11 protein-coding genes are annotated in these 12650 nt (G+C 66.5%); 8 read left to right on the top strand and 3 right to left on the bottom strand.

From position 1 onward, the window contains the following. Nucleotides 1-96: 96 nt before the first annotated feature. Complete coding sequence (msrP, locus tag FOZ74_RS11895; protein ID WP_146913262.1) at nt 97-1089, top strand: protein-methionine-sulfoxide reductase catalytic subunit MsrP; 993 nt, start codon at nt 97-99, stop codon at nt 1087-1089. After that, the gene (gene msrQ, locus FOZ74_RS11900; protein WP_146913263.1) at nt 1089-1739 is read left to right on the top strand and encodes a protein-methionine-sulfoxide reductase heme-binding subunit MsrQ; all 651 of its coding nucleotides are present in this window, start codon (nt 1089-1091) and stop codon (nt 1737-1739) included. The genes msrP and msrQ overlap by 1 nt, the downstream gene beginning before the upstream one ends. Before the next feature lie 41 nt (nt 1740-1780). Here the strand turns inward: msrQ and lysA are convergent, their stop codons facing one another. From lysA to FOZ74_RS11915, 3 genes are read right to left on the bottom strand one after another with little or no spacing between them, the layout of a single operon-like run. Next, nucleotides 1781-3076 carry a diaminopimelate decarboxylase gene (gene lysA / locus FOZ74_RS11905; protein WP_146913264.1) on the bottom strand — a complete coding sequence of 432 codons (1296 nt, stop codon included), beginning with the start codon at nt 3074-3076 and terminating at the stop codon, nt 1781-1783. Next, on the bottom strand, nt 3073-3279 hold the full coding sequence (gene lptM / locus FOZ74_RS11910) for an LPS translocon maturation chaperone LptM (protein ID WP_146913265.1): 207 nt from the start codon (nt 3277-3279) through the stop codon (nt 3073-3075). The genes lysA and lptM overlap by 4 nt, the downstream gene beginning before the upstream one ends. A 22-nt stretch (nt 3280-3301) precedes the next feature. Beyond that, nucleotides 3302-5674 carry a penicillin-binding protein 1A gene (locus FOZ74_RS11915; protein ID WP_146913266.1) on the bottom strand — a complete coding sequence of 791 codons (2373 nt, stop codon included), beginning with the start codon at nt 5672-5674 and terminating at the stop codon, nt 3302-3304. Between the two features lie 253 nt (nt 5675-5927). On the opposite strand from FOZ74_RS11915, the gene FOZ74_RS11920 reads away from it, so the two are divergent. Genes FOZ74_RS11920 through FOZ74_RS11945 form a run of 6 tightly spaced genes read left to right on the top strand, consistent with a single transcriptional unit; the run spans nt 5928 to nt 12542 of the window. Beyond that, nucleotides 5928-6998 (top strand): pilus assembly protein PilM, encoded by a 1071-nt coding sequence (locus FOZ74_RS11920; protein ID WP_146913267.1) that lies wholly within the window; start codon nt 5928-5930, stop codon nt 6996-6998. Then, complete coding sequence (locus FOZ74_RS11925) at nt 6995-7603, top strand: PilN domain-containing protein (protein ID WP_146913268.1); 609 nt, start codon at nt 6995-6997, stop codon at nt 7601-7603. The genes FOZ74_RS11920 and FOZ74_RS11925 overlap by 4 nt, the downstream gene beginning before the upstream one ends. Nucleotides 7604-7605: 2 nt before the next feature. Next, entirely contained in the window at nt 7606-8292 is a 687-nt protein-coding gene (locus FOZ74_RS11930) for a type IV pilus inner membrane component PilO (protein ID WP_146913269.1), read from the top strand. After that, nucleotides 8289-8846, top strand: coding sequence for a pilus assembly protein PilP (locus FOZ74_RS11935; RefSeq protein ID WP_146913270.1), 558 nt, complete (start codon nt 8289-8291; stop codon nt 8844-8846). The genes FOZ74_RS11930 and FOZ74_RS11935 overlap by 4 nt, the downstream gene beginning before the upstream one ends. Then, nucleotides 8846-11005 carry a type IV pilus secretin PilQ gene (locus tag FOZ74_RS11940; protein ID WP_432417483.1) on the top strand — a complete coding sequence of 720 codons (2160 nt, stop codon included), beginning with the start codon at nt 8846-8848 and terminating at the stop codon, nt 11003-11005. Before FOZ74_RS11935 ends, FOZ74_RS11940 begins: the two co-directional genes overlap by 1 nt. 28 nt (nt 11006-11033) lie before the next feature. Then, the gene (locus FOZ74_RS11945) at nt 11034-12542 is read left to right on the top strand and encodes an Ig domain-containing protein (RefSeq protein ID WP_186764590.1); all 1509 of its coding nucleotides are present in this window, start codon (nt 11034-11036) and stop codon (nt 12540-12542) included. Nucleotides 12543-12650 lie beyond the last annotated feature (108 nt).

Consider the following 12650-nt stretch of genomic DNA (forward strand, 5'->3'; position numbering starts at 1 on the left):
GCCCGGGACACTCCAATGCAGGCAGGCTGCCACCGGGCGCCTGCCTGTTTTTTTTTGCGTCCGCGCTGGCGCGGGCGCGTCCACCGGAGACCGGCCATGTTGCTGCTGCCCCAGCCTACCGAATCGACAGCCATCCGCCCCAGCGAGATCACGCCCGAGCCGCTTTACCTGCGCCGGCGCTCCTGGCTGCGCAAGGCAGGCAGAGCCGGCGCGGGGCTCGCGCTGGCACGGTGGCTACCCGCCGCGCAGGCGCGCCAGATGGCTGAGGCGGACCTGGCGCCGCTCAAGGGGGAGCCCTCGAAGGTCGACGCCGCAATGACCATGGAGCCCCTCACGCGCTTCGAGGATGCCACCGGCTACAACAACTTCTATGAATTCGGCTCCGGCAAGACCGACCCGGCCGAGCATGCGCACCGGCTGCGCACCCGGCCCTGGACGGTCGAGGTGGGCGGCCTGGCGCACAAGCCGCAGACCTTCGACATTGATGCGCTGCTGCGGCTGGGTGCGATGCAAGAGCGCATCTACCGGCTGCGCTGCGTCGAAGGCTGGTCCATGGTGATTCCCTGGGTCGGCTATTCGCTGTCGGCCCTGCTCGCCCGGGTGCAACCGATGGGCAGTGCGCGCTACGTGCAGTTCGAAACCCTGGCCGACAAGGCCTCTATGCCGGGCGTGCGCAGCTCCATCCTGCAGTGGCCCTACGTGGAGGGCCTGCGCCTGGACGAGGCCATGCATCCGCTGACGCTGCTGGCCTTCGGCATGTACGGGCGTGTGCTGCCGCCGCAAAACGGCGCGCCGCTGCGCGTGGTGGTGCCGTGGAAATACGGCTTCAAGAGCGCCAAGAGCATCGTGCGCATCCGCCTGGTCGAGCAGCAGCCGCCCACCGCCTGGAACGTGGCGGCGCCGCAGGAATACGGCTTCTATTCCAACGTCAACCCCGAGGTGCCGCATCCGCGCTGGAGCCAGGCGAGCGAGCGGCGCATAGGCGAAGGGGGCCTGTTCGCCAAGCGGCGCCCGACGCTGCCCTTCAACGGCTATGCCAACCAGGTCGCAGAGCTCTACGCGGGCATGGATCTGAAGAAATATTACTGATGGCGGCGCGCCAATGGCAGGCGCCGGCAGGGCGCGCGCTCAAGCCCCTGCTGTTCGTCCTGTGCCTGCTGCCCATGCTCTACCTGGCCTGGGGCGCCGCGACCGACGGCCTGGGCGCCAACCCCGCGGAGCGCCTGATCCGCGACAGCGGCGACTGGACGCTGCGCCTGCTCTGCGCCACGCTGGCCGTCACGCCCCTGCGCCGGCTGCTGGCCTGGCCCGCTCTGGCGCGCCTGAGGCGCATGCTCGGGCTGTTCACCTTCAGCTATGCCTGCCTGCACCTGTCGTGCTATGCGGTGCTGGACATGGGGCTGGATGTGCCGGCCATCGTGGGCGACGTCCTGCAGCGCCCCTTCATCCTGGTGGGCATGGTCGCGTATGCGCTGCTGCTGTTGTTGTGGCTGACCTCGTTTGCCACCGTGATCCGGCGCCTGGGCGGGCGCACCTGGCAGACACTGCACCGCAGCATCTACCTCGTCGCGCTGCTGGCCATGGTGCATTTTTTCCTGATGCGTGCGGGCAAGCGCGACTTTGCCGAGGTCTTTGCCTACGGGGTGCTGCTGGCGGCGCTGCTGGGTGCGCGCCTGCCGTGGTGGCGGCGTGCGCGCTGGAGCGCGGCTCGCCGCCCTGGATCGCTATCCCAAAAGTAGCTGTTGGCGCTTGACCAGCAAGGGCTGAAGCCGTTTTTGATTCAGATTTTTTCAGCGGGCAGCAGGCGTTCGCAGCGGAAGATGTCGCTGACCGACTCGCGCTCGCGGACCAGGTGCACCTGCGCCCCGTCAACCAGCACCTCCGCCGCACGCGCACGCGTGTTGTAGGTGCTGCCCATGGCGCTGCAGTAGGCGCCGGCCGACAGCACCGCCAGCCAGTCGCCCGGCCGCACCGCCAGGCTGCGCTCGCGCCCCAGCCAGTCGCCGCTCTCGCAGATCGGCCCGACCACGTCGTAGGTCTGGTGCGGGGCGGATGAGGCTTGATCCAGCGGCACGATCGCGTGGTAGGCCTCGTACATCATGGGCCGCGGCAGGTCGTTCATCGCCGCATCGACGATGCAGAAATTCTTCTGCTCGCCGGGCTTGAGGTAGAGCACCTCGGTCAGGCACACGCCGGCGTTGCCCACCAGCGAGCGGCCGGGTTCGACCATCAGCAGGCGCTGGCCGTAGCCGCGCTGGTCCACACGCGCCAGCAGCTTGGCCCACAGCGCGTCGGCCGCGGGCGGCGTGTCGCCCTGGTAATCGATGCCCAGGCCGCCGCCGAAGTCGATGTGCTCGAGCGCGATGCCCTGCGCCTCCACCGCCTGCACCAGGTCCAGTACCTTGTCCATGGCGTCCAGATAGGGCGTCTCCTCGGTGATCTGCGAGCCGATGTGGCAGTCTATGCCCTTGACCTGCAGCCCCGGCAGCTGCGCCGCGCGCCGGTAGGTGGCCAGTACCCGTTCGTGCGCGACGCCGAACTTGTTGTCCTTCAGGCCGGTGGAAATGTAGGGGTGGGTATGGGCATCCACGTTAGGGTTGACGCGGATGCTCACCGGCGCGCGCATGCCCAGCGCCTGGGCCACGGCGCTCAGCACCTCGAGCTCGGCTTCGCTCTCGACGTTGAAGCAGGCGATGCCCGCCTGCAGTGCCTGGCGCATTTCGCCGCGCGTCTTGCCGACGCCGGAAAACACTACCGTGGCGGGGTCGGCGCCGGCGGCCAGCACGCGCTGCAGCTCGCCGCCCGAGACGATGTCGAAGCCGCACCCGGCGCGCGCAAAGACCTGCAGCACGGCCAGCGAGGAGTTGGCCTTCATCGCGTAGCAGATGCGCGCACGGCGGCCGGCAAAGCCGCGCTGGTAGGCGGCCAGCGCGTCGAGCATGGCCGCGCGCGAGTAGACGTACAGCGGCGTGCCGTATTCGCGTGCCAGATCGGCCAGCCTGGCGTCTTCCAGATGCAGCGCGCCGCTTCGATAGTGCAGGTGCGGGCGGCCGGGCAGGGGGGCGGCGTCGTTCATGGTTGCTTGCGGGCGGGGGTGGCCGCGTCTTGCGTGGTCTGGGGGGCCGGTGCGCTGGCGGCAGCCGGTGCCTGGGCGGGCACGCCGGCCGCCTCGGGCGCGGGCAGGTACAGCGGCCCGCGCTGGCCGCAGGAGGCGAGCAGCAGCGCGCAGGCCGCAAGGGTCAGGCTGGCGCTCAGGGAGTGTTGCCGGATGGTGGGCATGTGCTGCGTGGGCCTAGGGGTATCAATTGCGGAACAGGTCCAGGATGCGGTTGCGCTCTTCACTCGTCGGGCGCACCGGGGTTGCGTCGCTGCCGGAGGCGCTGCCATCCAGCAGGCTGGCCACGCCCGCGCCGCGTGCGTATTCGTCGTAATACCACTCGCCGCCCACGTTGGTCACGCCCGGCGGCACGGTGGGCTGGGTCACCGGCACGCCCTTGAGCGCGTACTGCATGAAGTCGATCCATATCGGCAGCGACAGGCCGCCGCCGGTCTCGCGGCTGCCCAGGTTGCGCGGGGTGTCGTAGCCTATCCAGGTGATCGCCGCCAGCGTGGGCTGAAAGCCTGCGAACCAGGCGTCCACCGCGTCGTTGGTGGTACCGGTCTTGCCGTACAGGTCCGGACGCTTGAGCGTGGCCTGTGCGCGTGCGGCGGTGCCCGAGCGTGCGACCTCCTGCAGCAGGCTGTCCATCACGAAGGCATTGCGCGGGCTGATCGCCTGGGGCAGGGTGTCGGCTGCCGGCGGCTGGTATTCATTGAGCACGTTGCCCTGCTGGTCGGTGATGCGCTCGATCAGGTAGGGGTTGACCAGGTGCCCGCCATTGGCAAACACCGAATAGGCCCTGGCCATCTGCATCGGCGTGACCGAGCCGGCGCCGAGCGCCATCGTCAGGTAGGCCGGGTGCTTGTCGGCTTCGAAGCCGAAATGCGTCGCCCAGGTCTGGGCGGTCTTCGGGCCTATGGCCTGCAGCACGCGGATCGAGACCATGTTCTTGGACTTGGCCAGGCCGGTGCGCAGCGGCATCGGGCCGTCGTACTTGCCGTCGTAGTTCTTGGGCTCCCAGGGCTTGCCGCCGGTCTGCTCGGCGCTGAAGTACAGCGGCGCGTCGTCCACCACGGTCGAGGGGGTGAAACCCTTTTCCAGCGCGGCGGAGTATATGAAAGGCTTGAAGCTGGAGCCGGGCTGGCGCCACGCCTGGGTGACGTGGTTGAACTTGTTCTTCTCGAAGTCGAAGCCGCCCACCAGCGCGCGGATCGCGCCCGAGCGCGGATCCATGGCGACGAAGGCGCCTTCCACCTCGGGCAGCTGGGTGATCTCCCAGCTCTGCTTGGGCGTCTGCACGATGCGCACCACCGCGCCGCGGCGCAGCTTGATCTCCGCCGGCGCCTTGGCGGCGAGCCCCGACTGCACCGGCTTGAGGCCGTCGCCGGTGACCTCGATCACCTGGCCGTCGGGGCGCGCCACGGTGACCTTTTTCGGCTCGACCTGCAGCACCACGGCCGCCAGCACCTCGCCGTTGTCGGGGTGGTTCAGCAAGGTGTCGTCGATCACGTCTTCCGCCGCCTCGGCCTGCGCGGGCAGGGAGACGAAGGCCTCGGGCCCGCGGTAGTGCTGGCGCCGCTCGTAATTCATGATGCCCTGGCGCAGCGCCTTGTAGGCAGCGTCCTGCTCGCCCGCCTGCAGCGTGGTGTAGACGTTCAGCCCGCGGGTATAGGTGTCGGCGCCGTACTGCGCGTAGACCATCTGACGCGCCATCTCGGCCACGTACTCGGCGTGCACGCGCGTGCGGCTCTCGCCGGGGCCGCGCAGCTTCAGCGGTTCGGCCTTGGCCTCGCGCGCCTGTTCGGCGCTGATGAAGCCGTTTTCCAGCATGCGGTCGATGATGTAGAGCTGGCGCGCGCGGGCGCGCTTGGGGTTGCTGATGGGGTTGTAGGCCGAGGGCGCCTTGGGCAGGCCGGCCAGCATCGCCGCCTCGGCGATCGTGATCGATTTGAGCGGCTTGCCGAAGTAGGTCTCGGCCGCTGACGCAAAGCCGTAGGCGCGGTTGCCCAGATAGATCTGGTTCATGTAGATCTCGAGGATCTGGTTCTTGCTCAGCAGGTGCTCGAGCTTGAAGGTCAGTAGCAGCTCGTAGATCTTGCGCGTGAAGGTCTTCTCGGAAGAAAGGTAGACGTTGCGCGCCACCTGCATGGTGATGGTGGATGCACCCTGGCTCTTGACGCGACCGAGGTTGGCCAGCGCCGCGCGCGCTACGCCCTTGTAGTCGACGCCGCCGTGCTCGAAAAAGCGCGCGTCCTCGACCGCCAGCACGGCATCGGTCATGACCTTGGGAATGTCCCCGATGGGGGTGAGGTTGCGTCGCTCTTCGCCAAACTCGCCCAGCAGCGCGCCTTCAACGGAAAACACCCGCAGCGGCAGCTTGGGCCGGTAGTTGGCCAGGTCGGAGACGTCCGGCAGCTTGGGGTAGGCCATGGCGAGACCTATGGCCACCAGCAAGGCGGCCGCCAGTACGCCCGCTGCGGCCAGGCCGACCAGCCAGGCAAGCGGGCGCCAAAGCCAGCGCCACGCACCGGGTCGGCGGGCTGGAGGTGGGGTGTGCTCTGGGTCCGAAGGCATAGGTGCTTGGCGATGGCGAACCGGCGATTATAGAAATGCGCGTCCTGCAGGTGGTTACAGTGTGAAGCGGCGCGCGCGGGCGCGGAGGCGGGCCGCCCGCAGCGCGGCGCATTCGTCAGCTTTTGACAACGTCCCTTCGGTAAAAACGTCTGGAAAGTCTTTCCTGCATAACAACTTTGCTGCTAGCATGCAAGTGACGTGTCAACTTTGATTGCACGCTTTCGAATATCCACCGGGGGGCATCTTGATTTCAATGGGGTCGTTGTTCAGTCGCCAGCCGGCCCCTTTGTTGGGCATAGACATCAGTTCATCGAGCGCCAAGCTGGTCGAACTGGGGCGTGACAAGGCTGGCGCTTGGGTGCTCGAGCGCTGCGTGATCGAGCCCCTGGAGCCGGGTTGGATCTCGGACGGCAACATCGAAAAATTCGATGAGGTCGCCGAAGCCGTCAAGCGCCTGGTCAAGAAGAGCGGTTCACGTACCAGGAACGTGGCCATGGCCTTGCCGTCCTCGGCGGTGATTTCCAAGCGGATCACCTTGCCGGCAGACCTGAGCGACCAGGAGATGGAGGTGCAGGTTGAGTCCGAGGCCAACCAGTACATTCCCTTTTCGCTGGACGAAGTCAGCCTCGACTTCTGCGTCGTCGGCCCGAGCAAGAACTCCCCCGGCGACGTCGACGTGCTGATTGCCGCCTCGCGGCGCGAAAAGGTGCAGGACCGCGAGGGCCTGGCCGAAGCGGCGGGGCTCAAGCCGCTGGTGATCGACGTCGAATCGCATGCGGCGCGGCTGGCCGCCTCGCGACTGGTCGAGGCCATGCCCAATCAGGGCGTGGATGCCGTCGTCGCCCTGTTCGAGGTCGGCTCCATGACCACCAGCATGCAGGTCATGCGCAACGAGGAAGTGCTGTACGAGCGCGATCAGGGCTTCGGCGGCGCGCAGCTCACCCAGCACATCGTGCGCCAGTACGGCTTTTCGCTCGAAGAGGCCGAGGCCAAGAAGCGCAACGACGACCTGCCCGAGGACTATCGCAGCGCGGTGCTGCAGCCCTTCGTCGAAGGCATGGCCCAGGAAATCGGCCGTGCGCTGCAGTTCTTCTTCACCAGCACCCCCTACAACCGGGTTGATCGCATCCTGATCGCCGGCGGCTCCGCCGCCCTGCACGGCCTGACCGATGCGGTGACCGCCGGGACCGGCTTTGCCGCCAGCATCGTCAATCCTTTCGAAGGCATGGAAATCGGCAGCGCGGTGCGCGTCAAGAAGATGGCGCGTGAAGCGCCCGGGTATCTGACGGCGTGCGGTCTGGCCATGCGGAGGTTTCTGCCGTGATCCTGATCAACCTCCTTCCGCACCGCGAGGCCGCGCGCAAGCGCCGCCGCGAGACCTTCCAGGCGCTGATGCTGTTGTCGGCCATCATCGGTCTGGCGATCGCGGGCGCCATCTACCTGTGGTTCCAGGCAGCCATCGATAACCAGCAGTCGCGCAACAACTTCATCAAGAGCGAAACCGCCATCCTGGACAAGCAGATTGCCGAAATCGCCAACATCGAGGAAGAAATCACAGCGCTGCGCGCGCGCCAGAAAGCGGTGGAAGACCTGCAGGCGGACCGCAACCTGCCGGTGCACATGCTCAACGAGCTCGTGCTGCAACTGCCCGACGGGGTCTACCTGACGAGCCTGGCGCAAACCGGGCAGGTCGTCACGCTCAAGGGCATGGCGCAATCGAACGAGCGCATCTCCGAGATGCTGCGCAACCTTTCGGACAACACCCCCTGGTTCACCAAGCCCCAACTGGCGGAAATCGTTGCGGCGAACATCTCGCTGTCGGCACGCGACCAGCGGCGCGTGGCCTCGTTCACGCTGAGCTTTCATCTGGCGCGCAGCGCCGAAGCCAAGAAGGCCATGGAAGCGGCCAGCCCCGCCCCGAGGAAGTGAAGATGGCCACGAGAAACAAGAACCAGGGAATCGACTTCGCCAAGCTGCAGGCGGATCTGGGGCGCCAGTTCCAGAATCTCGACCCCAAGGACCCGTCGCTGTGGCCGGTGCTGCCGCGCGTGCTGCTGTGCATCTTCATCGCCGTCGCGGTGGCGGCGCTGATGTGGTACTTCCTGCTCTCGGACTACCAGGACGAACTGCAGGCCGAGGAAGCCAAGGAACTGACGCTCAAGGACGACTACCAGAAGAAGCTGGTCAAGGCCGTCAGCCTGGACCTCCTCAAGAAGCAGCGTGCGCAGATACAGCAGTACGTGCTGCAGCTTGAAAAACAGTTGCCGAGCAAGGCGGAAATGCCGGCCCTGCTGTCCGACATCAACCAGTCGGGCCTGGGTCGCAGCCTGCAGTTCGAGCTGTTCCGCCCGGGGCAGATCATCACGCGCGACTATTACGCCGAACTGCCCATCGCGGTACGCGTGACCGGCCGCTACCACGACATGGGTGAATTCGCGGCCGACGTGGCCAAGCTCTCGCGCATCGTTACCTTGAACGACCTGAAGATCGCGCCGGCCAATGAAAAGGACGTGGGTTCGGGCCTGCGGATGGACGCCACCGCGCGCACCTTCCGCTACCTCGACGCGAGCGAGATCGAGGCGCAGAAGCAGGCCACGGCGAAGGGCAACAAGAAATGAGCAGTCGTACCCTGATATTCGGCGCGCTGTGCGGTGGCGCCATCGTGCTGGCGGGCTGCCAGCCGGCGGGCCAGGACGACCTGCGCCAGTGGATGGCCGACCTGCGCGCCAACACCAAGCCGCACGTCACGCCGCTCAAGGAACCGGTCGAATTTTCTCCACAGGGGTATCTGGCGGGCGACGGCATCGACCCGTTCAACGCGCAAAAGCTCACCCAGGCGCTGCGCCGCGACACGCAGGAGAGCGCGGGCAACGCCTCGCTGATCGCGCCCGAGCTGACGCGCCGCAAGGAGCCGCTTGAAGCCTATCCGCTGGACACCGTGACGATGGTGGGCAGCATGGTCAAGAGCGGCAAGCCCACCGCGCTGGTGACGGTGGACAAGATGCTTTACCAGGTGCAGGTGGGCAATTACCTGGGGCAGAACTACGGAAAGATCATGGCCATTACCGAAACCAGCATGCAGGTGCGAGAGATAGTCCAGGATCAATCCGGCGATTGGGTGGAGCGCATGACGACGCTTGAGTTGCAAGAGGGAACAGGGGCAAAGAAATGATGAAGCGCACGACGATCCACTATTCGCGCGCTGCCTTGGTGGCTGGCGCGGCCCTTTGGGGCGGTCTGACCATCTCGGCCGCACATGCGGCAGGAGCCATAGAGTCGGTCACCGGCTACGTCCAGGGCGGCGCCGAGGTGCTGCGCATCGAACTGTCCGAAGCGCCCAGCCAGCCGCCGGCGGGCTTCGCGATCCAGAGTCCGGCGCGCATCGCGCTTGATTTTCCCGAGGTCACCAATGCGCTGGGCCGCTCGCTGGTCGAAATCAACCAAGGCAACCTGCGTACCGCCAATGTCGTGCAGGTGGGCGATCGCACCCGCGTGGTGCTCAACCTCAAGCAGGCCACGCCCTACAAGACACAGCTGCAGGACAAGACCGTGCTGGTGTCGCTCGATCCGGTCTCCAGCGCGAGCGCCGCGAGCGCATCGAGCTCGCCCACCCTGCTTGCACCGGCGAGCAGCGTGGCCAATGCGGAGGTCACCGCGCTCAGGGATCTCGATTTCCGGCGCACCACCGACGGCGCCGGCCGCGTGGTGCTGCAGCTGGGCAGCAGCGATGTCGGCGTCGACATCCAGCAGCAGGGCAAGGACCTGGTGCTCGATATCCCGCACAGCTCGCTGCCTGAAGGCCTGCGCCGGCGCCTGGACGTGACCGACTTCGGCACCCCCGTGCAGACCATCGCTGCCGAGCAGCGCGGCGAGCGCGTGCGCGTGACCATCAAGGCCGTCGGCGACTGGGACCACAGCGCCTACCAGAGCGACCAGCAGTTCGTGGTCGAAGTGCGGGCCAAGAAGGTCGACGTCAACAAGCTCGCGCAGGGGCCGAACTACACGGGCGAGAAACTTTCGCTCAACTTCCAGAACATCGACGTGCGCTCGCTGCTGCAGGTGATCGCCGATTTCACCAACTTCAACATCGTCACCTCCGACACCGTCACCGGTGCACTGACCCTGCGCCTGAAGGACGTGCCCTGGGACCAGGCGCTGCAGATCATCATGGACGCCAAGGGCCTGGGCATGCGCAAGACCGGCACGGTGCTGTGGATCGCGCCCAAGGACGAGATCGACGAGCGCGAGAAGAAGGACCTCGAAGCCATCAAGGCCAAGCAGGGGCTGGAGCCGCTGCGCTCGCAGGCCTACCAGCTCAACTACGCCAAGGCGACCGATCTGGTCGGGCAGCTCACCGGCCAATCGACAGCCGGTGGTGGCGGCGGCGGTTCGGGCCAGAACCGCTTCCTGTCCGAACGCGGCAGCGTCATGGCCGAGCCGCGCACCAACCAGCTGTTCGTGACGGACATCGCCAGCAAGCTCGAGGAAGTGACCAAGCTGCTGCAGTCGCTGGACGTGCCGGTGCGCCAGGTCATGATCGAGGCGCGCATCGTCGAGGCGCGTGACACCTTTGGCCGATCGCTGGGCGTGCGCCTGGGCGGTGGCGATCTGCGCGCGCAAAAGGGCGGTGACGGCGGCTACAACCTGTTTGGCGGCAACCGTGTCGCCCTGGGTACCAACTACACCAACGCCACCAACTCCACCGGTTTCGGCGGCCCGGTGGACGTGAGCGGCAACTTCGTCAATCTGCCGGCCAAGCTGTCGGGCGACACCAGCCCCGGCTCCTTCGCCCTGTCCATCTTCAACGCCGCCGCCAACCGCTTCCTGTCGCTGGAGCTCTCGGCACTGGAAGCCGACGGCCAGGGCAAGATCATCTCCAGCCCGCGCCTGATCACCGCAGACCAGACCAAGGCGCTGATCGAGCAGGGTACGGAATACCCGTATTCCGTCACCGCACCCAACGGCGCGACCACCATTGCCTTCAAGAAGGCGGTGCTCAAGCTGGAGGTCTCGCCCCAGATCACGCCCGAGGGCAACATCATCCTGAACCTGGACGTCAACAAGGACAGCCGCGGCGAAGACACCGGCCAGGGCGTGGCCATCGACACCAAGCACATCACCACCCAGGTGCTGGTGGAAAACGGCGGCACCGTCGTCATCGGCGGCATCTTCGAGATGGAAGACACCAGCCAGGTCAACAAGGTGCCCTTCCTGGGCGACGTGCCCATCGTTGGCAACCTGTTCAAGAACACCACCAAGACCGCCGAGAAGCGCGAAATGCTGGTCTTCATCACGCCCAAGGTCATTTCCGAGCGCGGGCCGATACGTTGAATCCTTGAATCACCAAAACGGGGAAGACATGAAAATTCTGAAGATTGCGGCCCTGTCGGCTGCTTGCGCGGCCGGCCTGGTGGCCTGTGGGGGCGGGGGTGGAAGCCCGGGAGATACCAACACGGGCTACGAAATCACCTTGCGCGCCGAGCGCACCCAGCTTCCGCTGAACATCGACAACGAGGGCCCGGGCATCGGTGTTTCGGCGCCCTACACGACCGTGCTGTACGTGCGCGCGACCAAGAACGGCACGCCCATCCCGGGGGGCGAAGACGTCTTTGGCTGCAACACCGCCTATGGCCTGTCGTCCGGGCCGCTGTACTACCTGGACGGCAAGGACGAGCACATGCACGATGTCACCTTGCCCGACGGCACGACGGTCAAGGTGCCCAGCGCCTACCGTTCGATCACGCTCGGCTCCAACGCCGGCGGCAATTCCTTCCACTTCCATGCGGGTGACCAGGCGGGCACGGCGACCATCGAGTGTGCGGTGGGCGATCCGCGCGACCAGAGCAACCCCTCGGCCAGCATAGACATCACGGTGGGTGCGGCAACGGGGCGTGCCGCCAGCATCCGCGGCGTGGCGTTGACCCCGATGCTGGCGACGCAGGGCAATACCGTCAATGGCGCAACCTCTACCGCAATCCAGGCACGGGTGCTCGACGATGCCAACCAGCCCGTCGACGGCGCGAACATGCAGGTGGAGATCATGGGCGGCAGCGGCGCGGTCGGCGCACGGCTGCTGGCCGGCAGCCAGTCCGGCGGCGTCGTCCAGGTCGGCACGACCGCGGGCGTGGGCCTGTTCAGTCTTTCCAGCGGCACGCAGCAGGGCAGCATCGTGCTGCGCCTGACGACCGACCGGGTCGACGGCAACGTGGCCAACGGCATCCAGGACCCGATCGTGCAGACACTGGTCGTGACCGTGTCCAACCAGATCGCCACGGACCCGGTGACCATCGCCGCGGCCACCTTGCCGGATGCGCCCTACGGCGTGCCGTATGCGTATGCCTTCGGTGCCAGCGGCGGCTTGGCGCCCTACACCTGGTCGGTGTCCGGCAGCCTGCCTGCGGGAATGGCCATGAGCTCGGATGGGGTGCTCTCGGGCACACCGAGTGGTGGCTTGGGGGGGCAGTTCAACTTCGTGGTTCGCGTCACTGACAGCCAGGGCAAGAGTGCCAGTGCCAATGTAGCGATCAAGGTGGGAGATCCGCCTCCGGCGCCGGCGGCTCCGCTGGCCGTGGGGGGATGCTCGGGAAGTACTTGCACCTTGCCGGCTGCCAGGGGCGGGGCAGCTTATTCCTATACGTTCTGGACCACTGGTGGCGATAGCAGCGCAACGATCACATGGGACCAAATAGGTGCTGGATGGCCGAGTGGTGTGACTCTGGACCCTGCGACTGGCGAACTCAAGTGGGCGGCACCGACTTGCGCCTCCGGGCCTAAGACAGTGCAGATGCGGGTGTCTGACGGAACCACTGCAATCATCCAGACGGTGACGATACCCGTGGTCCAGTCCAACGGAAATCCCTGCCCGTAATTGTTGTCGCGGTCTTTGACCTCGATTTGACCTCGAAAACCCCCGGTGCTCCAGCGCCGGGGGTTTTTCACGTAGATTCAACACGCTATTGCCCCTACGGCTAAGCGC

Origin of the sequence: Comamonas flocculans, from assembly GCF_007954405.1 — a bacterium.
Taxonomy (GTDB): Bacteria; Pseudomonadota; Gammaproteobacteria; order Burkholderiales; family Burkholderiaceae_C; genus Comamonas_C; species Comamonas_C flocculans.

Excerpts from the sequence above, each read along its gene's own strand:
- msrP (WP_146913262.1), top strand. The coding sequence starts at position 97 with ATGTTGCTGCTGCCCCAGCCTACCGAATCGACAGCCATCCGCCCCAGC.
- msrQ (WP_146913263.1), top strand. The coding sequence starts at position 1,089 with ATGGCGGCGCGCCAATGGCAGGCGCCGGCAGGGCGCGCGCTCAAGCCC.
- FOZ74_RS11915 (WP_146913266.1), bottom strand. The coding sequence starts at position 5,674 with ATGCCTTCGGACCCAGAGCACACCCCACCTCCAGCCCGCCGACCCGGT.
- FOZ74_RS11930 (WP_146913269.1), top strand. The coding sequence starts at position 7,606 with ATGGCCACGAGAAACAAGAACCAGGGAATCGACTTCGCCAAGCTGCAG.
- FOZ74_RS11940 (WP_432417483.1), top strand. The coding sequence starts at position 8,846 with ATGAAGCGCACGACGATCCACTATTCGCGCGCTGCCTTGGTGGCTGGC.
- FOZ74_RS11935 (WP_146913270.1), top strand. The coding sequence starts at position 8,289 with ATGAGCAGTCGTACCCTGATATTCGGCGCGCTGTGCGGTGGCGCCATC.
- lysA (WP_146913264.1), bottom strand. The coding sequence starts at position 3,076 with ATGAACGACGCCGCCCCCCTGCCCGGCCGCCCGCACCTGCACTATCGA.
- FOZ74_RS11920 (WP_146913267.1), top strand. The coding sequence starts at position 5,928 with ATGGGGTCGTTGTTCAGTCGCCAGCCGGCCCCTTTGTTGGGCATAGAC.
- lptM (WP_146913265.1), bottom strand. The coding sequence starts at position 3,279 with ATGCCCACCATCCGGCAACACTCCCTGAGCGCCAGCCTGACCCTTGCG.
- FOZ74_RS11945 (WP_186764590.1), top strand. The coding sequence starts at position 11,034 with ATGAAAATTCTGAAGATTGCGGCCCTGTCGGCTGCTTGCGCGGCCGGC.